General features: G+C 47.7%; 27 protein-coding genes and 1 pseudogene. 16 read left to right on the forward strand and 12 right to left on the reverse strand.

All coding sequences use genetic code 11. The features are described from left to right. The first annotated feature begins 107 nt into the window (after positions 1-107). Complete coding sequence (locus tag M3193_RS12410; protein ID WP_251628315.1) at positions 108-1,250, forward strand: MFS transporter; 1,143 nt, start codon at positions 108-110, stop codon at positions 1,248-1,250. A gap of 109 nt (positions 1,251-1,359) precedes the next feature. Here the strand turns inward: M3193_RS12410 and M3193_RS12415 are convergent, their stop codons facing one another. Further along, on the reverse strand, positions 1,360-1,650 hold the full coding sequence (locus tag M3193_RS12415) for a hypothetical protein (RefSeq protein ID WP_435372047.1): 291 nt from the start codon (positions 1,648-1,650) through the stop codon (positions 1,360-1,362). A gap of 92 nt (positions 1,651-1,742) precedes the next feature. Here M3193_RS12415 and M3193_RS12420 point away from each other — a divergent pair, with 92 nt between their 5' ends. From M3193_RS12420 to M3193_RS12465, 10 genes and pseudogenes are all read left to right on the forward strand, one after another. After that, positions 1,743-2,090: a DUF6054 family protein gene (locus M3193_RS12420; RefSeq protein ID WP_251628103.1), complete on the forward strand. Its 348-nt coding sequence runs from the start codon at positions 1,743-1,745 to the stop codon at positions 2,088-2,090. Between the two features lies 1 nt (position 2,091). Beyond that, entirely contained in the window at positions 2,092-3,036 is a 945-nt protein-coding gene (locus M3193_RS12425) for a phosphotransferase enzyme family protein (RefSeq protein ID WP_251628104.1), read from the forward strand. Between the two features lie 14 nt (positions 3,037-3,050). Continuing rightward, complete coding sequence (locus M3193_RS12430; protein ID WP_251628105.1) at positions 3,051-3,704, forward strand: uracil-DNA glycosylase; 654 nt, start codon at positions 3,051-3,053, stop codon at positions 3,702-3,704. Continuing rightward, the gene (locus M3193_RS12435; protein WP_251628107.1) at positions 3,697-4,227 is read left to right on the forward strand and encodes a DNA topology modulation protein; all 531 of its coding nucleotides are present in this window, start codon (positions 3,697-3,699) and stop codon (positions 4,225-4,227) included. The genes M3193_RS12430 and M3193_RS12435 overlap by 8 nt, the downstream gene beginning before the upstream one ends. Continuing rightward, positions 4,224-4,796, forward strand: coding sequence for a hypothetical protein (locus M3193_RS12440; protein ID WP_251628109.1), 573 nt, complete (start codon positions 4,224-4,226; stop codon positions 4,794-4,796). The genes M3193_RS12435 and M3193_RS12440 overlap by 4 nt, the downstream gene beginning before the upstream one ends. A 169-nt stretch (positions 4,797-4,965) precedes the next feature. Continuing rightward, positions 4,966-6,699, forward strand: a pseudogene (locus tag M3193_RS16865) (ABC transporter ATP-binding protein). A 66-nt stretch (positions 6,700-6,765) separates the two neighbouring features. Further along, positions 6,766-6,978, forward strand: a complete 213-nt coding sequence (locus tag M3193_RS12450) for a hypothetical protein (RefSeq protein WP_251628111.1) — start codon at positions 6,766-6,768, stop codon at positions 6,976-6,978. Positions 6,979-7,013: 35 nt separating this feature from the next. Beyond that, positions 7,014-7,607 carry a DNA-3-methyladenine glycosylase gene (locus tag M3193_RS12455; RefSeq protein ID WP_251628113.1) on the forward strand — a complete coding sequence of 198 codons (594 nt, stop codon included), beginning with the start codon at positions 7,014-7,016 and terminating at the stop codon, positions 7,605-7,607. A 61-nt stretch (positions 7,608-7,668) separates the two neighbouring features. Beyond that, on the forward strand, positions 7,669-8,184 hold the full coding sequence (locus M3193_RS12460; RefSeq protein ID WP_251628115.1) for a type 1 glutamine amidotransferase domain-containing protein: 516 nt from the start codon (positions 7,669-7,671) through the stop codon (positions 8,182-8,184). A 201-nt stretch (positions 8,185-8,385) separates the two neighbouring features. Further along, positions 8,386-9,441 (forward strand): YkvI family membrane protein, encoded by a 1,056-nt coding sequence (locus M3193_RS12465; protein ID WP_251628117.1) that lies wholly within the window; start codon positions 8,386-8,388, stop codon positions 9,439-9,441. 301 nt (positions 9,442-9,742) lie between these two features. Here the strand turns inward: M3193_RS12465 and hmpA are convergent, their stop codons facing one another. Beyond that, the gene (gene hmpA / locus M3193_RS12470; RefSeq protein WP_251628119.1) at positions 9,743-10,927 is read right to left on the reverse strand and encodes an NO-inducible flavohemoprotein; all 1,185 of its coding nucleotides are present in this window, start codon (positions 10,925-10,927) and stop codon (positions 9,743-9,745) included. A 161-nt stretch (positions 10,928-11,088) separates the two neighbouring features. Here hmpA and M3193_RS12475 point away from each other — a divergent pair, with 161 nt between their 5' ends. After that, positions 11,089-11,532 carry an RrF2 family transcriptional regulator gene (locus tag M3193_RS12475; protein WP_251628121.1) on the forward strand — a complete coding sequence of 148 codons (444 nt, stop codon included), beginning with the start codon at positions 11,089-11,091 and terminating at the stop codon, positions 11,530-11,532. Between the two features lie 37 nt (positions 11,533-11,569). After that, positions 11,570-12,496, forward strand: a complete 927-nt coding sequence (locus tag M3193_RS12480) for a manganese-dependent inorganic pyrophosphatase (protein WP_251628123.1) — start codon at positions 11,570-11,572, stop codon at positions 12,494-12,496. 222 nt (positions 12,497-12,718) lie between these two features. Here the strand turns inward: M3193_RS12480 and M3193_RS12485 are convergent, their stop codons facing one another. Beyond that, positions 12,719-14,095, reverse strand: coding sequence for an FAD-dependent oxidoreductase (locus M3193_RS12485; RefSeq protein ID WP_251628124.1), 1,377 nt, complete (start codon positions 14,093-14,095; stop codon positions 12,719-12,721). A 103-nt stretch (positions 14,096-14,198) separates the two neighbouring features. On the opposite strand from M3193_RS12485, the gene M3193_RS12490 reads away from it, so the two are divergent. After that, the gene (locus M3193_RS12490; protein WP_251628126.1) at positions 14,199-14,906 is read left to right on the forward strand and encodes a DsbA family oxidoreductase; all 708 of its coding nucleotides are present in this window, start codon (positions 14,199-14,201) and stop codon (positions 14,904-14,906) included. A gap of 154 nt (positions 14,907-15,060) precedes the next feature. Here the strand turns inward: M3193_RS12490 and M3193_RS12495 are convergent, their stop codons facing one another. From M3193_RS12495 to M3193_RS12525, 7 genes are read right to left on the reverse strand one after another with little or no spacing between them, the layout of a single operon-like run. Then, positions 15,061-15,447, reverse strand: a complete 387-nt coding sequence (locus M3193_RS12495) for a Na+/H+ antiporter subunit G (RefSeq protein ID WP_060205796.1) — start codon at positions 15,445-15,447, stop codon at positions 15,061-15,063. Continuing rightward, positions 15,425-15,709 carry a Na(+)/H(+) antiporter subunit F1 gene (locus tag M3193_RS12500; RefSeq protein WP_251628128.1) on the reverse strand — a complete coding sequence of 95 codons (285 nt, stop codon included), beginning with the start codon at positions 15,707-15,709 and terminating at the stop codon, positions 15,425-15,427. Before M3193_RS12500 ends, M3193_RS12495 begins: the two co-directional genes overlap by 23 nt. Next, the gene (locus M3193_RS12505; protein ID WP_251628130.1) at positions 15,706-16,188 is read right to left on the reverse strand and encodes a Na+/H+ antiporter subunit E; all 483 of its coding nucleotides are present in this window, start codon (positions 16,186-16,188) and stop codon (positions 15,706-15,708) included. Before M3193_RS12505 ends, M3193_RS12500 begins: the two co-directional genes overlap by 4 nt. 23 nt (positions 16,189-16,211) lie before the next feature. Further along, positions 16,212-17,696, reverse strand: coding sequence for a Na+/H+ antiporter subunit D (locus M3193_RS12510; protein ID WP_251628132.1), 1,485 nt, complete (start codon positions 17,694-17,696; stop codon positions 16,212-16,214). Then, complete coding sequence (locus tag M3193_RS12515) at positions 17,689-18,027, reverse strand: Na(+)/H(+) antiporter subunit C (protein ID WP_251628135.1); 339 nt, start codon at positions 18,025-18,027, stop codon at positions 17,689-17,691. The genes M3193_RS12510 and M3193_RS12515 overlap by 8 nt, the downstream gene beginning before the upstream one ends. A 3-nt stretch (positions 18,028-18,030) precedes the next feature. Next, the gene (locus tag M3193_RS12520) at positions 18,031-18,453 is read right to left on the reverse strand and encodes a Na(+)/H(+) antiporter subunit B (protein ID WP_251628137.1); all 423 of its coding nucleotides are present in this window, start codon (positions 18,451-18,453) and stop codon (positions 18,031-18,033) included. Next, positions 18,440-20,851: a Na+/H+ antiporter subunit A gene (locus M3193_RS12525; RefSeq protein WP_251628140.1), complete on the reverse strand. Its 2,412-nt coding sequence runs from the start codon at positions 20,849-20,851 to the stop codon at positions 18,440-18,442. Before M3193_RS12525 ends, M3193_RS12520 begins: the two co-directional genes overlap by 14 nt. A gap of 287 nt (positions 20,852-21,138) precedes the next feature. On the opposite strand from M3193_RS12525, the gene M3193_RS12530 reads away from it, so the two are divergent. Then, entirely contained in the window at positions 21,139-21,813 is a 675-nt protein-coding gene (locus M3193_RS12530) for a histidine kinase (RefSeq protein WP_251628142.1), read from the forward strand. A gap of 416 nt (positions 21,814-22,229) precedes the next feature. On the opposite strand, the gene murB is transcribed toward M3193_RS12530, so the two are convergent. Continuing rightward, the gene (gene murB, locus M3193_RS12535) at positions 22,230-23,141 is read right to left on the reverse strand and encodes a UDP-N-acetylmuramate dehydrogenase (RefSeq protein ID WP_251628145.1); all 912 of its coding nucleotides are present in this window, start codon (positions 23,139-23,141) and stop codon (positions 22,230-22,232) included. Between the two features lie 299 nt (positions 23,142-23,440). Between murB and M3193_RS12540 the strand changes: the two genes are divergently transcribed. Further along, positions 23,441-23,968: a YceI family protein gene (locus tag M3193_RS12540; protein WP_251628146.1), complete on the forward strand. Its 528-nt coding sequence runs from the start codon at positions 23,441-23,443 to the stop codon at positions 23,966-23,968. A 387-nt stretch (positions 23,969-24,355) separates the two neighbouring features. On the opposite strand, the gene M3193_RS12545 is transcribed toward M3193_RS12540, so the two are convergent. Continuing rightward, on the reverse strand, positions 24,356-25,408 hold the full coding sequence (locus tag M3193_RS12545; RefSeq protein WP_251628149.1) for a P1 family peptidase: 1,053 nt from the start codon (positions 25,406-25,408) through the stop codon (positions 24,356-24,358). Between the last annotated feature and the right edge of the window lie 168 nt (positions 25,409-25,576).

The following is a 25,576-nucleotide window of genomic DNA, read 5'->3' on the forward strand; positions in this document are numbered from 1 at the left end:
AAGTGTCAAGACACCAAAACTATACAACGAGGGGCAGACTACTTGTGAACAATAAAACAGGCGGGATTTCCCGCAATAAACTACTAGCAATTTCCGGGACAGGTTGGATGTTCGATGCGATGGACGTTGGAATCCTTTCATTTGTCATTGCGGCGATTGCCGTTGAATGGCAATTGACCACAACAGAAATGGGCTGGATCGGGAGCATGAACTCGATCGGCATGGCGGTCGGGGCTTTCGGTTTCGGATTGCTCGCGGATCGGATTGGAAGGAAAAATGTCTTCATGATGACGCTCGTACTCTTTTCATTGGCGAGCGGATTGTCGGCGCTGACGACAACATTGACAGTCTTTCTTATTTTGCGCTTCTTCGTAGGGGCGGGCCTCGGCGGGGAACTCCCGGTCGCTTCGACGCTTGTGTCGGAGAGTGTTTCGGCAAAAGAACGAGGTCGTGTCGTCGTCCTTTTGGAAAGCTTCTGGGCAGCGGGCTGGCTTATCGCAGCGCTGCTGGCATACTTCATCATCCCTGAGTACGGTTGGCGGATTGCTTTGATTCTAACGGCACTTCCTGCATTTTACGCCATCTATTTACGGCGGAATTTGCCTGACTCCCCGAAATTCGAAAAGGAAGGGGAGCCGAAGCAGTCCTTCGGAGAAAAGCTGAAGCTCATTTGGTCCAAGCCTTATGCGCGCAAGACGACGATGCTGTGGATCGTCTGGTTCACCGTCGTATTCTCTTATTACGGCATGTTCCTCTGGCTGCCAAGCGTCATGGTCATGAAAGGGTTTGACATGATTCACAGCTTCAAATACGTACTCATCATGACACTTGCGCAATTGCCAGGCTACTTCACGGCTGCTTGGCTGATTGAGAAGGCGGGGCGAAAGTTCGTCCTTTCCACGTATTTGATTGGTACGGCTGTAAGTGCGCTTATGTTCGGAAACGCTGAATCGCTGACTATGCTCCTTATCTTCGGTGCTTTCCTTTCATTCTTCAACTTAGGGGCATGGGGGGCACTGTACGCCTATTCGCCGGAACAGTACCCGACCTCCGTACGGGCGACAGGTTCGGGAATGGCGGCGGCAGTCGGACGGATCGGCGGCATCTTCGGCCCATTGCTCGTCGGCTCCCTGTTAACGGCAGGCTACGGCTTCGGGCTGATCTTCGGCATCTTCTGCGGCGCCATCATCATCGGCGTCCTGGCGGTTCTGTTGTTAGGGACCGAAACAAAGCAATTGGAATTGGAATGAACATGAACTGACGTCTGTAAGTGGACGTCAGTTTTTTTGTTGGAATGGCGTCATGCGGATGTGGGAACGACAGACCTCCGCATACAAAACCGATAAGCGCGCTTAATAATCAGCGCCCCGCGCCCAAAACATGGCGTCTAGCGCCCAAAGTATAGCGTCCCGCGCCCAAAGCATGACGTATCGCGCCCAAAGCATGGCGTTCCGCGCCCAAAGCCTGGCGTCCCGCGCCCAAAGAGCGGCGTATCGCGCCCAAAGCATGGCGTATCGCGCCCAAAGCCTGGCGTCCCGCGCCCAAAGCCTGGCGTATCGCGCCCAAAGCCTGGCGTCCTGCGCCCAAAGCCTGGCGTCCCGCGCCCAAAGCCTGGCGTCCCACGCCCAAAGAGCGGCGTTCCGCGCCCAAAGGTTCCTCACGCCTCTTCGCAGAAGTTTCAACAAATTGAAACTTCCATTCAGTTCCATACGTAGTTAGACATATAGAGAGGGGATGTTGATATGTCAATTAAGAACTTTAACGTGTCGATTTCACCAGGGGAAGCGGTAGACATCGTTCAATCGGAAATCCTCCGCGGAAGTATCAGTGGAACATTGGTAGATCATTATGTGAGGAATGCGGGTTCGTCGGAAGTTCATGTGTTAATTATGGAGAAATATTATATGCGCTCGAATAATCGGGCGTCGGTAACTGCAACGATTGATGATTTCGAAGGAACTACACGAGTCCATGTCGTTGCGGCCGGCAGTTCGGAAGGTGTATTCTTCCGCTTCGATTGGGGAGCGGGAAATAGTTTTGCGACAAGCGTGGAGCGAGCGTTGGAGCAATATATCGTCGGGGGCGGATGAATTGATTCGAGAGGTTATGAAGCAGTATTTTTCAGAGCCGGTAACTCGCCATGAAATCTTACGGGATATGGGTAGGCTTGTTGCAGAGGTAGAAGTGGATGGGGAAACGTATTTTTTAAAAGGAGAGAAGCAGACGGCTCAATTCGTAGAAACGACAATCTTATTTACGGAGCTAATGACCGACTGCGGACTCCCTTTCATCGTACCCGAGAAAGCTTTGGTTGGAGAGCGCTACGTCAGGCATAAGGACTTGTTTTTTATTCTCGAACGAAAAGGGATTGGAGAAGAGATCAGCATTCTCCGATTGGAACATATTCAAGAACTCGGAAAATCACTTGGCAAACAGCATGCCGTCTCCTCCGCGAGTGACTTGCGATTCGGAAGAGGAACGAGCTGGGGCATGTTCGGGGGGAATGAAACCGATGAACTTGGCGACTATGATGAAAATGAACTAAGCTATTTGGATTTGGTTCATTCGGTAAAAGAGAGTGGGCAGTTTGAACACGAGTTGGCCGCAATCCAAGAATTATATCTGGCGAGAAGAGCCATTCTACAAGCGGAATGGCCTAAGCTTCCTACAGGGCCTGTTCAAGGCGACCTCCTGCCGTATAATCTTTTATTCCAACAGGACAAGATTTCCGTCATTTTCGACTATGATATTGCGGGTGACGAAGTCTTAGTTAATGAATGCGTGGCAAATGCAATCTTCTTGGCTTGGCATCACGACTTTGAGGGAAAGGAAACTCCTAAAGAGCGTTTTCAAGCATACATAGACGCCTATACATCTGAAAGGTCTTTGTCGAATCGCGAAATGGAGATGGTTCCGCACCTATTCGCAATCATCCGCGCATTTCGATATGATCGGATAGAAGAAGGGATCGAGAAGATTCTTCAAGGTGACGGAAAAGCGTTTTTAGATGAAACAATTCAACTGTTGAAAGGCTGAAAGGGAGTGTGCCGATGTTTCGAATACCTGAATCGATTGCTGAACTTGGCAAGGAGCGGATCAAAGGATTTCCTGTGGAGGGGTTTGTCTATGGAGAAGGTCCGCAAAAGCCTGAACTTCTGCTGATCGGCGAAGCGCCAGGGGAATTTGAGGCTGTGGATGGAATTCCTTTCATCGGCAGGGCCGGCAAGGAATTGATGAAGTCGCTCGCTTCAATTGGATTGACGCGGGATGATGTTTATATGACGAGCACGGTCCGCAGCAGGCCGTACAAATGGGGCGAAAAGCGGGAACGGGACGGCACGATGACGAAGCGGAAATACAATCGGCCGCCGACTGCGAAAGAGATTCTGGCGCATGCCCCGGTGCTCGATTATGAGATAGCAAATATCGAGCCGAAACTGATTGTAGCACTCGGAAACGTAGGTTTGCAGAGGCTGCTTGGCAAAGATGCGAAAGTGACGGAGCTTCATGGGCAGTTGCTTGAGCGACCGGTACGGTTTCTTCCGGGTCTCGATAGTACTGCGTTCGAATGGACGGATCAGATATATCGGATCGTGCCGACCTTTCATCCTGCAGCGGTCTTTTACCGCCCATCGCATCGGCCAGATCTGGATGCGGATTGGCTGAAAATTGGAGGGTTTTTGGAGGAATTGCGGAATGATTGATAGATCACCTAAACGGATTCTGATAATCGGATGCAGCGGCGCAGGAAAGTCTACGTTATCGGTCGAGCTCGCGTCCCGGTTGCACTTGCCCGTCCTTCATTTGGATGCGCTTTTTTGGAATGAAGGATGGGTGCCAACACCAAAGCCGGAATTTAGGAAAAAACTTCAAAGTGAATTAGAGAAGCCCGCATGGATCATCGATGGAAACTTCAACTCCACGATTGAGATGCGGGCTCAATATGCTGATTTAATTATCTTCCTCGACTTCCCGAACTGGCTATGCCTGTCCAGGGTTTTCAAGCGGAGATGGATGTACAGGGGGAAAACGCGTCCGGATATGGCAGAAGGCTGTCGGGAGAAGGTTGATTGGGAGTTTGTGAAGTTCATATGGACGTATCCGAAGAAAAAGCGGCCGGGCGTGTTTGAAATGCTTGATCGAGCCAATTCGGAAGTGTTAATTTTAAAATCGCCGCGGGAAGTGGAGAGATGGCTGGCGGTATTGAGCAAGGGGGATATGGATTGAAGAAGAGATTGTGGATGGGCTCACTTGTTGTCGTAGGGTTAATTTTTGCACAGGTGTTTTTCCCGTATTCGGTTTTCAGCGTCTATCAATCAGTTTCAGTCAGTACGGAACTTCCTATTTTGCAAGATTACAAAATGAAGTTGTATGAATTTAAGAAGATGGATGAAGAGAATGAAGGAAAGGATTCGGAAGGCTATTCGATGGATCATGTAAAGTACGCTACTAAATCCATTCTCGAAACGTATGAAATGGATATGCTGACGACTTCCAGATCGAGTATCGGTAAAGGTGACTTGAATATTATTTTAGAAGACCTTAGATTCTTGCAGAACAGGGTATTGGGTATCACTTTTGAGGAACCACACAACTATGAATCCAGGAAGTATCTATACGCGACTTTGAGGTGGAGCCAAGCAGCTGAGGAAGAGATTGTGAGGATTATAAGTTCCTCATCTTATTCGAGATTCCATATGATTTATCGTCTTGAAGAAATTCAAAATGACATTCGAACGAGCTTCGATATGTATACGAAATTTTATGAGGCCTATTATTGGTATGAGGGAGAATGAAACGTCGGGAAAAGTTTATGCGTTGTTTCATGCGTTTATGAGCTTTTGGAAGAATTTATGCGTAAGTTTTTCTTTTTATGAGTGATTACTAGGATTTATGCGTTTTTAGAATGGTTTATGCGCGGCTGGATGACTTTATGCGCATTTGGGGAAAGAAGAGGGTGAGACGATGGAAAATGAGTTGAAAACGAAAGGGTCGATGAAGGAATTCATCGGTTTATTGCGTCAGCTGAAATGGCCGAAGGGGAAGACTGCGCTTGCGCTTGTGCTTGCATTATTTTCGACGGCGGCGAGTTTGGCGGTTCCGTTAGTAACGAGGCAGCTAGTCGATTCCTTGACGGGTGCCTCTTTCAATTGGAGTACAGCTGTGTTCCTGTTTGTAGTTTTCATTCTGCAGGCGGTATTGGGTGGGGTTTCGTATTATTTGCTGGCGTTCATCGGTGAGACGATCGTGGCCGACTTGCGGAATAAGTTGTGGTACAAAGTGCTTCGGCTGCCAGTCTCCTATTACGATGAGAATGAAACCGGTGAAACGATGAGCCGGATTACGCAGGATACGACGATGCTGAAGCAATTGGTGTCCGATCATCTTGTGTCATTCATTACGGGAATCATTTCGATTATTGGTGCGGTTGCGATTCTATTGTACTTGGACTGGAAGATGACGTTGATCATGTTGGTCAGCATTCCGGTGAGTATGGCAATCATCTTCCCGCTTGGCCGGATCATGCATAAAATCGCGAAGGCGACACAAGGAGAGATGGCGAAGTTCTCGGGCCATCTTGGCAGGGTGTTAGGCGACATCCGGTTGGTGAAGGCGTACCGGGCAGAGCCGAATGAGGGGGAGAAGGGCGGAAAGGCGATTAGCTCGCTGTTTTCATTCGGTTTAAAATAGGCGAAGATCCAGGCGATCATTTCACCTGTCATGACGCTCGTGATGATGAGTATTTTAGTCGTGATCCTTGGCTATGGGGGCGCACAAGTTTCAAAAGGTGTTTTGTCAGCGGGGACGCTTGTCGCCATCATTTTTTTGATGTTCCAAATTATCATGCCGTTTGCGCAGATGGCTCAGGTGTTTACGATTTTCCAGAAGGCCGTCGGGGCGACCGAGCGGATTCAGCAGATTTTAGGGATGGACAGCGAAAGGGCGGAAGGGGTTGCGACCGTTCCGGATGGCAGCATCAAGTTCGAGTCGGTCGGCTTTTCATATGAAAGTGGAAAAGAGGTTCTTGAAGGAGTTTCATTCCAGGCAAAACCAGGAACAGTCACCGCATTTGTCGGTCCAAGCGGAGGCGGGAAGACGACGATATTCTCATTGATTGAACGATTTTATTTGCCGACGGTGGGTGAGATCTCCATTGGAGGTTTACCGATTACGGATATTGCATTATCCGATTGGCGGAAGCGGATTGGCTATGTGTCGCAGGAAAGTCCGTTGTTGAGTGGGACGATTTTGGATAATATCGCATATGGATTGGAAGTTCGTCCTTCAATGGAAGAGGTGCGGAAGGCTGCAGAGGCAGCGAATGCATTGCAGTTCATCGAAGAGATGGCGGATGGCTTTGAAACTCTCGTCGGGGAGAGGGGAATGAAGCTGTCGGGCGGTCAGCGTCAGCGGATTGCGATTGCGCGTGCGTTATTGCATAATCCTGAGATTCTGTTGCTTGACGAAGCGACGTCCAATTTGGACAGCGGTTCGGAGACGCATGTACAGGAAGCGCTGCAGCGTCTCATGGAGGGGCGGACGACGCTCATTATCGCGCATCGTTTGTCGACGGTAGTTGACGCGGATCAGCTCATCTTCCTGGAAGCAGGACGCATTACGGGAATTGGCACGCATGAGGAGTTACTCGAGTCCCATCCGCTGTATCGGGAGTTTGCGGAAGGGCAAGGATTGTCCTGAAAGTATTATAGTTACGGCTTTCGGGGATAGAATAGGGATGAAGAAAATAATCGGAGGAAAAATGAGATGGCAGCCAAGAAATCGCTGGCGGATTATCAAAGTGAATATGAGGATATCATCTTTGCTGACCGGCCAAAAAGAGATATGCTGCTTACCGGTTTACTGAGGGAAATGGAAAAGCAGTTCAAGATCCCCATTCCAAGAAATAAAGAGTGGGAAAGAGAGAACCCTGAAATTGCAGCGATGTACAGGAAGTTACTGATTACAAGATCATTGTAAACGAACGGAGAAATTCGAACGTGAGGAGGATTCGGATGTACAAGCCGATTGATAAATCATTTTTTGAACCGCATGTTCTGGAGCTGGCGCAGAATCTTGTCGGCCAATATATTGTGCATGAGCATCCGGATGGCGTGATTGCTGCAAGAATCGTGGAGACGGAGGCGTATCACGGACCTGAGGATCGTGCCGCCCATAGTTTCGGGAACCGGCGGACGAAGCGGACGGAGATCATGTTCGGCACTGCGGGCCTTGTGTACACATACCAAATGCACACCCATACATTGATGAATGTCGTCAGCGGGCCGATTGGGACGCCGCATGCGGTCCTGATCCGTGCAGCGGAACCGGTTGAAGGGCTTGAACTGATGCAGGACAACCGCGGTCCGCATTTGAAGATGAGGGACTGGACGAATGGGCCTGGCAAGCTATCCAAGGCGCTCGGTGTGACGATGAAGTATTACGGACATCATTGGGCAGACGAGCCGCTATTTATCGCCGAAGGGCCGGGAGCAGTCGAAATTGAAACAGGTCCCCGTGTCGGGATCGGAAATTCCGGAGAAGCCGTCCATTATCCTTGGAGATTCTTTGAAAAAGATAATCCTTACGTCTCGAAGTATCGCCCTTAAGTTTAGTTCCGCGGCAGTGTGGAATAGTAGTAAGGGTAGAAACACGAAAGGATGATAGACAATGGCTAAAATTGCTACTGTAATCACGAATCTATTCGAAGACTCGGAGTACACGGAGCCGGCAAAGGCTTTCGAGGAAGCTGGACACGAAGTTGTCACGATCGAGAAGGAAGCCGGCAAGGAAGTGAAGGGCAAGCAAGGAGAGTCAACGGTCAAGGTCGACCTCGGAATTGGCGATGCTTCGCCTGAAGACTTCGATGCATTGTTCATTCCGGGCGGGTTTTCACCGGATCAGCTGCGGGCGGATGACCGATTCGTTCAATTCGCGAAAGCGTTCATGGATGCTAAGAAACCGGTTTTTGCGATCTGCCATGGACCTCAATTGCTGATCACTGCAAAGACGTTGGAAGGCCGTGATGCGACGGGCTATAAATCCATAAAAGTCGACATGGAATATGCAGGTGTGAACTATGCGGACAAGGAAGTCGTCGTTTGCCAGAATCAATTGGTCACAAGCCGGACGCCAGACGATTTGCCGGCGTTCATCCGGGAATCGAAAAGCTTACTAGAGAAGTAATATTGAATAACAGGACCGTTCCTTAACCGGGGACGGTTCTTTTTTGTCAAATAACGGAATATAAAAATAAAGAAAAATCTTTCATTGAATTGAGGTGAATACCGTGTTAAATTAAAAGAATATAAATTCCTCTGTGTTGAGAATTCGGATTATTTGGCATATGAGGGGTTTGTTATTGGGGAAACTGAGGGGGAAAAAATTATGAAAAAGATACTGAAAATGGGAAGTGCTTTCATCGGAATCATTGTCGGTGCGGGCTTTGCTTCCGGGCAGGAGATTTTGCAGTACTTTACAAGTTTCGGGATGATGGGGATTGTTGCGGCACTTGTTTCTACTGCTTTATTCGCGTACATAGGTATGATATTGACGAGGCTCGGCAGCCGGTTGCGCACGACCTCCCATAAGGAAGTCATTTATAAAATCAGCGGTCGTTTCTTAGGGACAATCATTGACTACATTATTATATTCACGTTGTTTGGCGTCGGTGTTGTCATGGTGGCAGGCGCTGGTTCAAATCTGGAGCAGCAATTTGGCATCCCTCCATTCATTGGAAGCCTGTTGATGGTTGTGCTTGTCTTCATAACGATTCTATTGAATGTGGATAAAGTTGTAGCAGTCATCGGAAGTATTACTCCCTTCCTCATTTTGGCGGTTGTTGGAGTTTCGGTTTATTGTTTATTGACAATGGATACATCGTTTGCAGTGCTCGATCCGATCGCCAAAGGGGTGGATACGACATTGCCGAACTGGTTCATCTCTTCAGTGAACTACGTGTCGTTTAATATTGCGGTTGGCGCTTCGATGTCACTGGTTATGGGTGGGGCGGAGAAGGATGAAAAGACAGCGGCCCTTGGCGGATTGGTCGGAGGTTTAGGTTTAGGTATCCTGATTCTGCTAAGTCATTTGGCGATCTTCTCTAAAGTGGATGTCGTCGGCGATGCGCAATTGCCGATGTTGGCAATCATTAATGAAATTTCGCCGATCCTTGCAGTATTTATGGCATTCATTCTGTATGGCATGATTTTCAACACAGCTGTTAGCATGTTCTATGCATTTGGGGCGCGGTTTGTTGAAATCGGGACGAAAAACTTCAGGATATTTGTTTTCATCACTTTAGCAATCGGCTTTGCGTTAAGCTTCTTAGGTTTCAAAAACCTTGTCGCGAATTTCTATCCGTTGATTGGATACTTAGGATTATTGCTTTCGGGTATTTTGATCTACTCTTCATTCAAACTGCCGAAAAAAGTGCATAGATGATAATGGAAAAAGGCGCGTCTTTCAAATTGAGAAAGACGCGCTTTTGTTTATTCATCCAGCTCCAGGCGCCAGATGCTCGGGGTCATAAGTCAAAGCTGTTGCGTGGCAAAAAGCGCCACTTCACATCTTTGCCTTATGCCTGTCGCATCTAGGCAGGCGCCTTGCGCTTTTGTTAGTCATCCAGCTCCAGACGCCAGATGCTCGGGGTCATAAGTCAAAGCTGTTGCGTGGCAAAAAGCGCCACTTCACATCTTTGCCTTATGCCTGTCGCATCTAGGCAGGCGCCTTGCGCTTTTGTTTATTAAGCGTGCTGCAGTTCCAATTGTTCTTTCGGTCCGAAGAATTCAAAATGGATTTTATCCTCGGACACACCGTTTGCATGCAATGCGGAGATGACGGCTTGCATGAATGGAGTCGGTCCGCAGACGTACACGTCACTGCCTTCCACTACATACTTCGCAAGGAATTCACGGTTGATGAACCTGTCGCCTTCCTCGGAATAAAGGGCTTCGTAGCTTGCATTCGGAAGTGATTCTGTCATGGTGCGCAATACTTCATCGAACGCTTGGTGCTTGCGTGTACGTGCGGAATGAAGGAATGCGACTTGCCGTTCCGGTGTAACACTTGCAATCGTTTCGTACATTGCCATCATCGGTGTGATGCCGACGCCGCCGCTGATCAACGTGACTGGTGTTTTGCTTTCTGTATCCAAATAGAAGTCTCCCGCTGGTGCGCTCACTTCGATTGTATCTCCGATGTTCATGTCTCTGTGAAGGTACGTTGACACTTTTCCATTCGGTACACATTCGTCTTCGCGTTTCACTGAAATCCGGAACATGTCTTTTCCAGGTGTTTGTGACAAGCTGTATTGACGATTTACGGTGTACTCATCCCCAGGGATGCGGAAACGAACTGTAATGTATTGGCCCGGCTTGTACGAAGGCAGTTGTTTGCCATCTGCCGGTTTTAAATAGAAGGAAGTGATGACGTCGCTCTCTTGAACTTTATTCGCGATGACGAAGTCCTTGAATGTTCTCCATCCTGTTGCTTCCTCTGTCTCATCGTACATTTCTTTCTCGATGCCGATAAATGCGTCAGCAATAACTCCGTATGCCTCTCCCCAAGCACCGATGATTTCAGGAGTAGCTGCGTCTCCGAGCACTTCTTTAATCGCGCCGAGAAGGTGATAGCCGACAATTGGATAATGTTCTGCTTCGATGCCTAACGAACGGTGCTTATGAGCGATTTGGACGACTGCAGGGATGATCGCTCCTAGATTGTCAATGTTTGCAGCTGCTGCGTATACCACGTTAGCAAGTGCTGTTTGTTGACGGCCTTTCGATTGGTTTGCGTGGTTGAAGATATTCAATAGTTCAGGATGAGCTGCGAACATGTTTTTATAAAAGACTGTTGTAATTGTTTTACCGTGCTGCTCAAGAACTGGAACTGTAGATTTTATGATATCAATTGTTTGTTGGGATAACATAGGTTGCACAACCTTTCTGTTTTGTTAATTCCACTATAAATCATTTTATTTCGTAAAGGTATATTTAAAATACATCTTTGATTTGGTGTGCGATTTCCGCCACATTTCTTTCACGATACTGTCATAATCGATATAATTGATTGGTGAATGGATGTGAAATTATGCGGTTAACATTATATACAGATTATTCCCTGAGGGTGCTGATGTATTTAGGTACGAAGGAAACCGGTGAGCTGTCGACGATACAGGAGATATCCAATCGGTACAATATATCCAAGAACCATTTAACAAAGGTCGTCCACGAATTAGGGAGGATGGGACTTGTTGCAACAGTGCGCGGGCGGGGCGGCGGTATCCGCCTGAATGTAAGGCCCGATGAAATAAATGTTGGGCAGCTTGTGCGGAAAACGGAGGATGATTTTTATCTTGTCGAGTGTTTCCGTGAGGACGGCAACCAGTGCATCATTTCATCTGCATGCAGATTGAAGGGCGCATTGCATGAAGCGCTTGCCGCATATTTGGCGGTATTGGACAAGTACACGATCGCCGATTTTTTAGTGAATAAAGAAGAATTGGCTGCAATTTTGTTAGACGGCCCTTTATGATAGAATAAAAAAGGAATATACCTGTAGGAGGATTACGATGGGGAAAGTATTAGTATTTGGACATAAAAATCCTGACACCGATTCAATTACATCGGCGATCAGCTATGCTTATTTGAAACAACAGCTTGGAATGGATGCGGAAGCGGTGCGTCTTGGTTCCATTTCAGGTGAAACTGCTTATGCGCTCGGCCAATTCGGATTCGAAGCTCCGCGATTAATTGAAAAAGCGGCACCGGAAGCGCAGCAAGTCATCCTTGTCGACCATAATGAAAAGCAGCAAAGCGTCGATGATCTGGATGAAGTGCAAGTCATCGAAGTCGTCGATCATCACCGGATCGCAAACTTCCAGACAGCGGACCCGCTCTATTACCGCGCTGAACCGGTCGGCTGTACGGCTACGATCTTGAAAAAGCTTTACAAGGAAAACGGAGTCGACATTCCAAAGGATATTGCGGGACTCATGCTATCCGCGATCATTTCGGATTCACTGCTGTTCAAGTCGCCTACATTCACGGAAGAGGACCGAGCAGCGGCTGAAGAATTGGCTGCAATTGCAGATGTGGATGCCCAAGTGTATGGTCTTGAAATGCTGAAGGCGGGCGCGGATTTGAGCGGAAAATCGCTTGAAGAACTTGTATCGTTGGATGCAAAGGAATTCACGATCGGGGATGCGAAAATCGAAATCGCACAAGTGAACGCGATTGAAGTCGATGACGTCATGAGTCGCCAAGCTGAAGTCGAAGTTCTTTTGAACAGCATCATTGAAGAAAAAGGGTTGGACTTGTTCCTGTTCGTCGTTACGGACATCCTCAACAATGATTCGACTGTCATTGCGCTCGGCAAGTCCGCTGAACGCGCTTGTGCTGCATTCAACGTCGCTTTGACGAACAATACGGCTACCTTCAAAGGCGTCGTCTCCAGGAAGAAGCAAATTGTTCCTGTCTTGACAGAAGCATTGATGTGAAATAAAAAAGGTTGTGCCTTTTAGAGGCACAACCTTTTTTATTTTGAGCGATGAAAACTTATCGTTCACTTCCCGGCGGATATCGATCATTTCCTGGAAGTTATCGATCATTTCTCGGTAGTTATCGGTCAATTCAGCGGAGTTATCGGTCACTTTTCAAAAGTTATCGTCATTTCGGGACCTTTGACTCATCGGAATAGCGATGAAATTTGAGTAACACAATCAGCCTAAATCCAAGGGCTTCGTTGCAGGGCCTTCGAGGACGGAGCCATCCTTCCGGAAACGGGATCCATGGCACGGACAATCCCATGTCTGGTCGGCTTCATTCCATCGCGTCCTGCACCCCATATGTGTGCAGACAGGGGAGTCGGTCCTCGAAATATGCCCACCTGTGAATTCTTTCAGTACTAGCCCCGTATTCTTCAAAGCTTGCACGAGGAACGAGCCGAAGCCGGTACGATCGGGAGCATAGAGTGAAGCGGCCCTGTTCTGGCGTCCGACAATCTGGTCGCTGATAATCCGCGCGCTAGCAAGCGAGTTAGAGAGCCCCCATTTCCTGAATCCAGTTGTTAAATAAACATACGGCATGCTCGTCGAAATGCAGCCTGCATACGGAATGAGGTCAGGCGTCTGCGGATCTTGTGCAGACCATCCGTACTTCATCGCGTCAAGCTGATAGACATCCCTCAATTCGGAGGACAGTGTTTCATAGTGTACTTGCGTCTCTTTTTCCATCCCCGCCTGATGCCCTTCGCCGGATAAGAGGAAATATGTCTTCCCATCGATATGCGCCGTCCGCACCGAACGCTTTGGATTATCGACTGAAATATATTGCCCTGTCAACGGCATATTCGCTGGCGCCGAGACGATATAGGAGCGGCTGACGATCAACTTTAGAATCTGCAATCCCCTTAGCGCCTCAATTGGGTAATGGGTACAGAGAACAAGTTCGTTGAATTGGACTTCATTTTCCGAATTTGTGTAAAGCAGTCGTTTTTTCAAATCCATGAGACGCACATCCGATTTCTCGAAAATGCGCGCGCCGGCTTTAACGGCCATTTTCGCCAAATGCTGTCCAAAGCGCACGGGATGGATCTGTGTTTCATCTTTCACCGTCAACATTAACTCAGTTTTCAAAGGGAGCTCGCTATTCCTACTAAGTTCTCCCACGATTCCGATTTCGTCATACGCCTTTTTTTCATCCTGAAGCCGTTCGGTCCCGTACTTGGACTGGGCAAAAAGGATGGAATCCGCGTTTCGAAGTTCATCCCATTCCGCGAAGGAACGTCCGAAGAGTACGGCTTGCCGGTTCACCTCATAATAAATCTTTGCATTGTCGCGTCCGAACTGTTTGATCAGGTCTGCATAGACGACGTCATGCTGCACGGTCAATTTTCCAGTCGAATTGCCTGTAGCCCCGCAAAGGATTTGGTCTTTCTCAAGCAGGATGACATCTTTTCCTTCTTTCGCTAGAAAATAGGCGCTTGCAATTCCGCTTAACCCTCCTCCGATGATGCAAACATCGCATGATAAGTCTTTATCCAAAGCGGGGTAGGCATCCCGCTGGTAACCGGTCTGTAGCCATAATGAATTATTCATGATCAGCCCTCCAATTAATCTTCGATAACGATTGCAGCAGGCATATTCATTGTTGCCATTTTGAATGAGTTCTAAAATGGAGGAAGAAAGGTGGTCGCAAATTATGAAAATAGAAATTTGGTCAGACTATGTTTGCCCATTTTGTTATATTGGGAAACGGAGACTGGAAGAAGCGTTGAAAGCGACAGACTTGGAAGGAAAGGCGGAGGTCGTGTTCAAAGCGTATCAATTGGATCCGAACACACCCGTAGGCGCAGGAGGTGCGGTGCCGGAAGACTTGTCAAAGAAATATGGCATCAGCTTGGATGAAGCAAAAAGGATGTTGGACAATGTTGCAGCTCAAGCGAAGACTGTCGGACTCAACTTTGATGTCGACAGGATGAAGGGAGCGAACACGTTCAACGCACATCGCCTCGCCAAACTTGCCGAGGCGGAAGGCAAGGGGGATGCGGTATCGGAGCGCCTGTTGCAAGGCCACTTCGTGGAAGGGGAAGCGGTCGACAACGAAGATACCTTGCTCGCTATTGCTGAAGGGGCGGGAATCTCGAAAGAACGCGCAGAGCAGCTCCTTCAATCCGATGAATTTGCAAATGACGTGAAGATAGATATCGAAGAGGCGGGGCAGATCGGCGTAAGAGGTGTACCGTTCTTCGTCATCAACCGAAAATATGCCATATCAGGCGCGCAGCCAGTCGAAGCATTCACGGAAGCGCTGCAAAAAGTGGCAGCAGAAGAAGGCATCCAACCTCAGTTGAAAGTGTTAGGTACAGAAGGCCAAGGCGTATGCACAGATGATAACTGTGATATTTAATAAATATTACAACTTTTTATTCGTTAATATGGAAAAAAGTTTATGCTGATCCGTTGATTGAAGCGAAAGCCGTCACGAAGAACGGCTTTTGCGAGCATAAGCGTAGTGTTGCGAGCACTGGAAATCAACAGTTGCTATGCAAAAAAAAGACGGTCTAGCTTTTTTCGCTAGAACCGTCATTTTTGCTTTCATCTTTATATAAAACCTCATACAACTCATCTTCCGTCGATATATCCGCAAGCTTCACCTTCGAGCGGTACGCAGCGCGGACAATCAGATGACCTGCAACCGGCGCTGTGAGAAACACAAAAACGATACCAAGAAGCACTCGAACACTGACAAACTGCTCGCGGAATAAAAAATACAAGAAAGTTCCCGATAGCGTCAACAACACTGCCAAAGTCGAACTCTTCGTCGCTGCGTGTGATCTCGTATAAATATCCGGCAATCGGATAAGCCCGAAGGCACTAATGACGCTTGCAATTCCACCCGTCAATATCAACAAGGCCCCTATGAATTCACCGATCTCGTTTACGCTCAACGATAACACCCCTTTCAATCGATTTCGAAAAGGCGATCGTTCCGATGAATGAAAGAATCCCTAAAATTAAAATGACCTCCAAGAAGGCTTTCGTCTTCAACATGATCGAAACAACAGCGATCATCGCTATTAAATTGACCCCGATCATATCAAGGGCGATGACACGGTCCGGCATGGAAGGGCCGAGGATGATCCGGAGGACGGCAATGGAGATGGTGATGGAAAATAGGACGAGTGATATCGTCATCATTGTTTCAATCATCGTGTCACCTCCATAATCGCTTTTTCAAAGTTCTTCAGTTGTTTGATCAAACCGGCCCGGGACTGCTCGACGTCCATCGCATGGATATAGAGCGTATTGCCTTCCGGCGACACTTCCATGACGACAGACCCCGGTGTCAAGGTGAGGAGAAGCGACAGCATCGTCACTTCCACATCACTCTTCAAAACGGTTTCATACTTAAAGATGCCCGGTTTGATTTTCAACTTCGGGCTTAAAATCTGCCGCAATACGACGATGCTCGACTGCGTCAGTTCCGAGATGAAAATGAAGAGCAATTTAATTGAATAAAATAACCGGCGTAAATAGAATTGTGTGCCGAAAAAGCGGTGCATGAAAAAGATGATTCCGATTCCAACTAGGAAACCGGCGAAGAACGTCGTAAATCTCAATTCATCTTCATCCATCAACGTCATCCATAAAAAAGCGATGAACAGATTCAGTAATAACTGGGCTGGCACTCACCTTCACCTCAACTTTCCGCTTAACGATTTCCTTGTAAAACAGCTTCAATATAGATTTCCGGGTTCATGAGCGTCCTCGCGGCATCACTGACATACGGTGCAAGAGCTTCGACGCCGATTCCGATTGCGACGGTCATAATCGCAAATAGGATGCATGGAACGAGCATTCCTCTTTTCAGTGGAACGTCATCGTCTTCATTGATGATCGTCTCTCCCCAAAAGGAATTCAGGAAGATGCGCAGCAGCGAATAGAGGACGAAAATGCCGGATGCAAAAGCTACGATCAACAATGCGAAGGAGCCTGATTCGATTGCTCCTTGCCCGATGAACACCTTGCCGATGAACCCGCTTAATGGCGGTATTCCCGCCAATGACAACATCGTGATGAAGAAGAGCCAGCCGAGTGCCGGATAGTTCCGGATCAAACCGCTCATCTCTTCGATCTTCGTTTTCCCCGTCAAATAGATCATCGTTCCTGCTAGAAGGAACAGCAGGGCTTTGACGATCATGTCATGAATCAAATAATAGATGGCGCCTTGAAATGCAATTTCTGTTGAAATAGCAAGCCCCGCCAAAATGAATCCGACGGCGATCACGACATTGTACGAAACGATTTTGCGGATGTCGTTATACGCAAGTGCACCGACGCTTCCGCCAATCATTGTAAGAATCGCCATCACACCGATCGCGGTATGCGTAATAATCGGTTCGTGGTAAAAAATGAGCGTGAAAACGCGGAACAACGCGTACATCCCCACCTTCGTCAGTAAGGCGCCGAAGAGGGCCGCTATGACAGTCGGCGGCACGCTATACGATCCAGGCAGCCAGAAATAAAGGAGCAGCCCTGCCTTCAAACTGAAGACGATTAAAAAGATTAAACTGATAACTGTCAGCAGCGGACCTTGTCCCACTTCTGCGATTCGAACTGATAGATGGGCCATGTTCAATGTGCCGATTGTTCCGTATAGATAGGCGATCCCCATTAAGAAGAACCAGGAAGAGAGGACATTGATCGTGACATATTTAATTGATTCGATCAGTTGAACCTTCCTGCCCCCCATCGTAATGAGCACATAAGAGGAGAGGAGCATCACTTCGAAACAGACGAATAAATTGAACAGGTCCCCTGTCAGGAAAGAACCGTTGACGCCCGCCACGAGGAAGAAGACGAACGGATAAAAGAACATATGCTCAAACTGCTGTCCAATGGACGAAAAAGCATAGATCAGAAGGATTCCTGTCACGATCGAAGTCGTCACGACAAGCAGCATGGAAAATGAATCCGCAACGAATAGAATTCCGTAGGGAGGAAGCCAGCCCCCGAAATCAAGCCGCAAAATTCCTTCCTGTTGGATTTGATGCAGAATTACTAGACTGACAGCCACTGTCCCAATGCTCGACAGGATGCTGAGAACACGCTGCGTCTTCGTGTTATGGCGTAAAAAAACGAGGATGATCCCTGTCAGCAAAGGGATGATCATCGGCATGGCGATTATGTTATTCATCTTCGAACCCCCTTAACTCCTGGAGGTTATCCGTTCCAGTCTTTTTGTATGTACGATATGCAAGTACAAGTAGAAATGCGGTGACCGCAAAGCTGATCACGATTGCTGTCAGGATCAGCGCCTGTGGCAAAGCATCCGTATAGCTTTCCGCATTCTCGCCGAGCAGCGGTGCGCTGCCTTTCTTCAATCCTCCCATAGTCATCAAAAGCAGATGAGCAGCGTGAGACAGGACGGCTGTCCCTAAAATCACGCGAATCAAATTTCGGGACAGCAGCAAATAGACAGCGATCATTACAAGAAAGCCGACAAGTATGGTCATTAACGTTTCCATCTGCTACACATCCTCACTAATGGTTGAAATAATCGTCACGACGACACCGACAACTGTCAATGCCACCCCCGCCTCGAATACGAGGACTGTCGAAAGTTCCGTCTCTCCGAAAACGGGTAAATTGAAATGTCCGGCGGCCTGTGTAAGGAAATGATTTCCGAACAGAACCGAACCAATGCCTGTACCGACGGCAAGAAACGCCCCTAGTGCAGCAATCTTCTTGAAGTCGAACGGAATGCCTTTATGCACCGTCTCAATATCATGAACTAAATAAAGCAGAACGAACGCGGAGGAGAGGACAAGACCGCCAATGAAACCGCCCCCGGGATTGTTATGTCCCGACAAGAACAGCTCAACGCCGAACGTCAATATGATGAATACGACGATTTTCGTTACTGTTTGTAAAATGACATCATTGATCTTCAAAATCCTGCCCCTCCTTTCGCGTTTTCAATTTAATAAGGGTGAATACACCGATTCCTGCAATGAACAGCACAACGACTTCTAGCATTGTATCGAATGCACGGAAATCCCCTAAAATTGTATTGACTATATTTTTACCGCCTGCAAGTTGGTACGAATCCTCAAAGTAAACCGAGATGGATTCAAACATTTTATTCCCCTGAACAGTTAGGGCGAGAACGGTCACAATCGTTCCCGCAGCGAATGCGATCAACCCGTTCAACACTTTTGTTCCGATCGGCGAACGCTCCTTTTTCCAATCCGGCAAGAAGTAGAAGCAAAGGAGGAACAGGGCGGTTGTCACCGTTTCAACTACGGCTTGGGTCAATGCTAAATCAGGCGCCCGGAAGACGACGAAGAAGAATGCGATTGAATAGCCGAGCACACCATTTAAAATGATTGCTGACATCCGCGATTTTGCGAAAAGCATTGAAAGTCCTGCAACCGCCATGGCAAGCACGATAAGATATTCGTTTGCCGTAACCGGTGCGTCATTCGAGAAGTCGAACGTATAGGAACCCGTATACAAAATGGCCCCTCCGACAACTACGATAAAGAAGGAGAAGATATAGACGATATAGTCCTTCAAATAGCCTTTCATGTACAGGCGGGTAAAGAAATGGGATGCTTTTTCCAGCAATATCAAATTGGCATTGAAGGCGGCATCTAAATTCCAATTCAGAGGGGCGATCGTATAAATGCCTCTCCAGTAACGGTAGAATTTATATAGGACAGCACCTAGAATGATAACGCCAATTGTCATCAGCAATGCAGGGCTAGTAATGCCGTGCCACGCAACGATCTGCGGCGTCAAACCTTCAGCGCCCGCGAGTGTTGGATAGACCGCAGCCATTGCGGGGCGCAGCAGGTAGTTTCCGATACTGTTTGGGAAGAAGAAGATCCCGACGACGAAAATTGCCAAAATGGAAGGCGCAACAAGCATTCCGAAAGGAGCTTCCCTCGACGGTTTCTCAATCCGCTCCGGTTGGAATTCCCCGAAAAACGTTTGGAATACGATGATCATGCTGTATACAAATGTGAATACACTCGCAAGCCAAGCGACTACGAGGAAAATTGTTCCCATCGCACCCACTTCAAAAAGATCCAGATTGCGTACATTCACCAATGACTCAAAAAACATTTCCTTGCTTAGGAATCCATTGAAAGGAGGAAGCCCGGCCATTGAGAAGCTGCCGATCAAAGCGATGCTGAACGTTATCGGCATGAACGCCATAAGCCCGCCTAATCTGCGGACATCCCGCGTCCCGAGTTCATGGTCAAGAATTCCGACGACCATGAAGAGAGCTCCTTTAAAGGTGGAATGGTTGATGAGATGGAACAATGCAGCAAAAGTGGCTTGTGCGTAAATGATTGAATTTGCGCTATGACCTTCATTGAGCGCAGCGGAGCCGAGGCCGAAAAGACTCATGACCAAGCCGAGCTGACTGATCGTCGAATAGGCGAGCAAGGCCTTCAAATCCGTCTGTTTTACCGCGTTGAACGATCCCCAGAACAAGGTGAATATCCCCACGCTGCTGACGATGTAAAACCAGGTCATCTCACCTCCGAAAATCGGAGTGAAACGTGCAACCAGATAGATGCCCGCCTTGACCATCGTAGCAGAGTGCAAGTAAGCACTGACCGGTGTAGGGGCTTCCATCGCATCCGGCAGCCAAATATGGAACGGAAACTGTGCGGACTTCGTGAATGCACCGAGTAAGATGAGCAGCATGGCGAAGAAAAAGAGAGGCTCGTCCGTATACTGACCGATCGCGGCCACTATCTCACGTACACTGTACGTTCCTGTCATAGTATGTAGCATAATGAAGCCGGCGAGCATCGCAATTCCGCCCGATACTGTGATGAGCATGGACTTTTGAGCGCCGTACCTTGATTTTTTCCGGTGATACCAGAAGGCGATCAGCAGGAAAGATGAAATGCTCGTCAATTCCCAGAAAACGTATACCACCATCAGATTATCGGAAAACACGACTCCGAGCATGGCGCCCATGAACAGGAGCAGGTACACATAAAAGCGCCCCAATGATTCCCGTTCGGATAAATAATAGATGGAGTAAAGGATGACCAAACTGCCGACGCCTGTAATGAGAAGGCTGAATATTAAACTGAGGCCATCAAGATAAGTCGTAAAGTGGATCCCGGCGGATTCGATCCACCGGAACGTATGTGTATACGTCTCCCCTTTTGCAATGGAAGGGATAAAGCTTGCAAGCGCTGCGAACAGCACAAGTGGAACAAGCAAGATGAACCAGCCGATTTTTCGGCTATGTATCCTCTTATATAGAAAGGGAACGAAAATGGCAGCTAGAAAAGGGATGAATATGGATAATGAAATTGTCAAACAGCTAACCTCCTGAAAAAAGGGATTTCAATGACTTATGTAAATATTTTCTTATATTAATGGGGATGGGCTTGACTCGCGACAGAACTGGGGACATAATAGGTAGCTACAGATACCAATAGAAAAAAGTTCATAAATAGAATTATACACTAAACGGATTTCTATCGCACTTTGAGACATTTACATCTTGTCAGCCAATGATCTTTTATGTATAATATTGTGGTTTTCAATTGTAAATACAACTTGTGATACAGTGAACGAAAATAAATGAAGAGGTGACTACGGTCATGGGCAAAGTAAAAGGTCGTATGGACGAAGCGATACTTGTTTGTGTCTACTACGGTCCAAATGGCGAACGTCTCATTAGACGTGGACATAAAATGGCATCCATCATCGATTGTCCACTATATATACTAACGATTGACCCATTGCCATTCGATGAATTTGACGCTGAGAAATCAGAGTATATCGAGAGATGGCAAGAACTTGCCAAAGAGCTCGACGTAGAAGATTTCATCATTTTGGATAATGAAAAACGGCCGGTTGCAAAGGTGATCAAAGAAGTAGCTCACAGACATAATATTACGCAGATCATTATCGGTCAAACTGCCCAAAGTAGATGGGAAGAAATTACAAAAGGTTCATTCATGAACGTGTTGCTCCGTGAAATAACGTTTGTTGATTTCCATGTCGTTTCCGTTGATCGTGCAATTAAAGATGAAATTGAAGGCATGTTCGAAAAAGGAGTGCGGGCTTATTTAGTTGAAGAAGGGGAGGGCTTCCGAATTAGCTTCACCCTTTCCAAAGAGGCGCGCTTCGAAGGTATTTTCTTTAAGGAAACCGGAACAGATTTCAATAACGGGATCTTCAAATTCATGAACAATAATAAAATGTGTCAAGTGCAGATTACAGATGACAGAGTCACCGAAGCAACTCAATTTGTCTGCAAAATCGAGCAGTGAACTTAATGATAAGCGGATGGCCAGTTGCTGGTCATCCGCTTTTGATTCGTCTAGACTCCGGGTGGCAAGAAGGCTGCCTTAATTTCTGCAAAAAACTCAGAAATACGGCAAACGAACCCTTCGCTGTTCGATTTGCCCGGGTCATAAGTCAGCTCTGCTGTACGGCAAAAAACGCCGTTTCGTGCCCGCATGGATGCGGGTATGCAGTCGTTGAGGCTCGCAGGATGCGAGTCATGCGACCGTTGCGACACGATGTCGCGCACTTAGGTCGCCTTCCTCTTAGACGTGGCGAACTTAGACTGCCTTCCTTTTACGCCTTATGCATATCGCAGTTAAAGCCGTCACGAAGAACGGCTTTTGCGAGTAAAAGCGTAGCGTTAGGAGCACCGGTCCCGCCACCCTCCGCTTTTGATTGTTTATTCTTCACCCACAATTTTTACTTCCAATTCCAAGTCAACGTCGAATTTCTTCTTCACTTCCGCTTTCACCATGTTAATGGTATTAATGTAATCGGATGCGGTCGCTTTATTTTTATTAATAATGAAGCCCGCATGCTTCGTCGAAACTTCCGCTCCGCCATGACCTCTTCCTTGCAGGCCGCAATCTTGAATCAATTTCCCCGCGAAATAGCCCGGTGGCCGTTTGAACACACTTCCTGCGGACGGATATTCGAGCGGCTGCTTCGATTCGCGTTGGAACGTCAAGTCCGCGACTTTTGCATCGATTGTATCCTGGTCTCCCTCTGCGAGTTCGAAATCAGCGGATAATACATAATATCCTTCAGACGTAATGATGCTTTTCCGATAGCCGAGCTCCAACTCATCCTTTGATAGAACAAGGCGTTCACCCGTCTTTGTAAGAACTGTGCACTGCACAATGATATCTTTGATCTCCCCGCCGTAGGCACCTGCATTCATGGCCATTGCGCCCCCGATGGAGCCCGGAATTCCACATGCGAATTCAAGACCTGTCAACGATTCCTTTGCAGCACGCCTTGAAACGTCGATGATGAGTGCTCCTGCTTCTGCATGAACTTTATTACCATCCACGTTAATTGCATCCAGTTTCGACAGGTGGAGGACGATGCCGCGCACGCCGCCATCCCTCACGACCATATTCGACCCATTGCCTAATAATAAAAGCGGAATTCCATTTTCATATGCATACCGCACCGTCGCTTCCGTTTCCTCGATTGTCCCCGGAATGACGAGTAGATCTGCAGCTCCGCCAAGTTTTGTCATTGTATATTTGCTTAATGGTTCATCTATCCGTAGTATGCCATCTTTAATAATTCCGCGTAGTTCTTCTAACCACTGATGCTTCGACATCAACATCCAGTCCCTTCAATTCTAATGCGATGAAATTCTTCTCTTTTATTGAATCAAAAAGAAGCCTTCACTTTTATAAGTATGCTAGCTATCCGGTGTTTTGACAAGAAATAATAACCGGGGCAATCCAAATAGAAATTAAAGGGATATTTATCTTGACTTCAAGACATATTCGCGGTATCATTTGGAATATATCTTGGAATGAAGATATTTTTGTTGTGCAAGAATGTTTTCATGGTTCCTGGTATGGAATAGTGAAGTGAAATGAAACGTAAAAAATGGGAAGGGTGGATGGTAACATGGCAACATGGAAAGTGGATGCGTCACACACAAGCGTAGGGTTTTCAGTAAAGCATATGATGGTTTCGAAAGTGAAGGGAAGTTTTGCGGGAGTCGAAGGGACAATCGAGGGGAGTCCTGAAAATTTGACTGGTGCACAAATCAGTTTCACAATCGATGCAAACTCCATCAATACAAATAGCGAAGACCGCGACAACCATCTTCGTTCAGGCGACTTTTTCGATACGGAACAATTTCCTCAACTGACATTCGTCTCTACGGACATCGTGAAAAAAGACGATGATGAGTATGATGTCACTGGTGACCTGACAATCAAGGACGTAACGAAGAAAGTTACATTTGAAGCGGAATTCGGTGGCATAGGAACGAACCCATGGGGCGTTCAAGTTGTTGCTTTCGAAGTCGAAGGGAAAATCTCACGTAAAGAGTTCGGTCTTACATGGAACCAAGCACTTGAAGCGGGCGGCGTACTCGTAGGCGATGACATCAGGATTTCAATCGACCTACAAGCAAACCCGGCTCAATAATTATATATAGCAAACGGCACGCATGAGATGTAAAATCATGCGTGCCGTTTTCATTGCCGGGAGCTGGAGATGTCCGCGCCTAAAGAATTCGGTATCGCGCTCAACCTGTCCGTCACCGCGCTCAAAAATTCGGTATTGCGCTCAGCCTGTCCGTCACCGCGCTCAAGAATTCGGTATTGCGCTCAACCTGTCCACCTCTGCGCTCAAGAATTCGGTATTGCGCTCAACCTATCCACCTCTACGCTCAAGAATTCGGTATCGCGCTCAACCTGTCCGTCACCGCGCTCAAGAATTCGGTATTGCGCTCAACCTGTCCGTCTCCGCGCTCAAGAATTCGGTATTGCGCTCAACCTTTCTGTCTCCACGCTCAAGAATTCGATATCGCGCTCATACATCATCAACCTTCACAACCGGCCATCGTTCCACCGTCCGTCCATTTCTCCCTGTAGTCGTCTCTGCATGCATCATTGATTGATATACCGCTTCCTCCGTCGCCTCGATGACTGCTTTGAATAGTTCGTTCATCACTTTGGCGTCGTCGCGCAGCAACGTATAACTCACCGTGTCGACGCCTTCGCTAGCATGCGGAATCGTATACGCATTCGAAAAGGCGATGATGATGTCGCCGCTGCCGTTATGAATATGGGAGCCGGTCCGTCCGAGGCCGATGGAGGCACGTTTTGCAAATCGCTTCAGCTGCCGGCTATCCACCGGCGCATCCGTCGCGACAATGATCATGATCGAGCCATCCGGTTTTTTGCTATGCATTTCACTCGACGTCTCCAAGTTGTCAGGGGCCGTCCTCAGTTGCATCTTATTCCGCACGAGCCATTCATCGATTAGACATTCTTCCGGATTTCCGAAATTCGTCAGTGTCAGCACACCGACTGTGAATGATTCCTCCCCATAAGGGACAACCCTTGAAGAGGAACCGATCCCGCCTTTTCGACCGAAGCAGATCATCCCTTTCCCCGCGCCGACATCACCTTGTTCGAACGAACCGCTGCTCGCTTTACGGATTGCCTCAATCGCATGCTCCGGCCGGACAATCATCGATCGCATCGCGTTCAAATAGCTGTCATTGCATTCGCCGACTACGATGTTCAAGGAACTGGTGGAGTCCCCGATAGCGGTATTCTCTTCGAGCATATGCCGCAACGTCCCTTCCAGAACCGCGCCGACGCTGAATGTATTGGTAAGCATAATGGGAGATTCAATGACACCGAGTTCTTCCACCTGGATAAGCCCCGCCGATTTGCCGAATCCATTCAATACGAAACTCGCTGCCGGCACTTTTTGATCGAAACTATTTCCATCATGGGGCAAGATGGCTGTGACGCCCGTGCAGGCGCTTTCGGGGCCGGACTCCTCGTGCAATGTCACATGGCCAACTTTCACTCCGGGTACATCCGTAATGGCATTCCGCTTTCCTGTTTGCATACTTCAACACTCCAATTTCAGTTGATGATCGATATGTCTAACTTCCATATGGGAACCGATAACCCTCTTTTCATAGACTAAAAATTTCATTCAAATAAACGTTTGATTATACTTGCATTCGGAAATAAGTGTACATATACTATCTATAATCAAACGAACATTTGAATG

This window comes from Sporosarcina luteola (genome assembly GCF_023715585.1).
In the GTDB taxonomy this organism is placed as follows: Bacteria; Bacillota; Bacilli; order Bacillales_A; family Planococcaceae; genus Sporosarcina; species Sporosarcina luteola_D.

Coding starts and splice junctions, on each gene's coding strand:
- M3193_RS12500 (WP_251628128.1), bottom strand. CDS start 15,709: ATGATTGAAACAATGATGACGATATCACTCGTCCTATTTTCCATCACC.
- M3193_RS12515 (WP_251628135.1), bottom strand. CDS start 18,027: ATGGAAACGTTAATGACCATACTTGTCGGCTTTCTTGTAATGATCGCT.
- hmpA (WP_251628119.1), bottom strand. CDS start 10,927: ATGTTATCCCAACAAACAATTGATATCATAAAATCTACAGTTCCAGTT.
- M3193_RS12530 (WP_251628142.1), top strand. CDS start 21,139: ATGGGCAAAGTAAAAGGTCGTATGGACGAAGCGATACTTGTTTGTGTC.
- M3193_RS12430 (WP_251628105.1), top strand. CDS start 3,051: ATGTTTCGAATACCTGAATCGATTGCTGAACTTGGCAAGGAGCGGATC.
- M3193_RS12475 (WP_251628121.1), top strand. CDS start 11,089: ATGCGGTTAACATTATATACAGATTATTCCCTGAGGGTGCTGATGTAT.
- M3193_RS12455 (WP_251628113.1), top strand. CDS start 7,014: ATGTACAAGCCGATTGATAAATCATTTTTTGAACCGCATGTTCTGGAG.
- M3193_RS12460 (WP_251628115.1), top strand. CDS start 7,669: ATGGCTAAAATTGCTACTGTAATCACGAATCTATTCGAAGACTCGGAG.
- M3193_RS12465 (WP_251628117.1), top strand. CDS start 8,386: ATGAAAAAGATACTGAAAATGGGAAGTGCTTTCATCGGAATCATTGTC.
- M3193_RS12510 (WP_251628132.1), bottom strand. CDS start 17,696: ATGAATAACATAATCGCCATGCCGATGATCATCCCTTTGCTGACAGGG.
- M3193_RS12450 (WP_251628111.1), top strand. CDS start 6,766: ATGGCAGCCAAGAAATCGCTGGCGGATTATCAAAGTGAATATGAGGAT.
- murB (WP_251628145.1), bottom strand. CDS start 23,141: ATGTCGAAGCATCAGTGGTTAGAAGAACTACGCGGAATTATTAAAGAT.
- M3193_RS12420 (WP_251628103.1), top strand. CDS start 1,743: ATGTCAATTAAGAACTTTAACGTGTCGATTTCACCAGGGGAAGCGGTA.
- M3193_RS12490 (WP_251628126.1), top strand. CDS start 14,199: ATGAAAATAGAAATTTGGTCAGACTATGTTTGCCCATTTTGTTATATT.
- M3193_RS12480 (WP_251628123.1), top strand. CDS start 11,570: ATGGGGAAAGTATTAGTATTTGGACATAAAAATCCTGACACCGATTCA.
- M3193_RS12540 (WP_251628146.1), top strand. CDS start 23,441: ATGGCAACATGGAAAGTGGATGCGTCACACACAAGCGTAGGGTTTTCA.
- M3193_RS12545 (WP_251628149.1), bottom strand. CDS start 25,408: ATGCAAACAGGAAAGCGGAATGCCATTACGGATGTACCCGGAGTGAAA.
- M3193_RS12410 (WP_251628315.1), top strand. CDS start 108: ATGTTCGATGCGATGGACGTTGGAATCCTTTCATTTGTCATTGCGGCG.
- M3193_RS12435 (WP_251628107.1), top strand. CDS start 3,697: ATGATTGATAGATCACCTAAACGGATTCTGATAATCGGATGCAGCGGC.
- M3193_RS12485 (WP_251628124.1), bottom strand. CDS start 14,095: ATGAATAATTCATTATGGCTACAGACCGGTTACCAGCGGGATGCCTAC.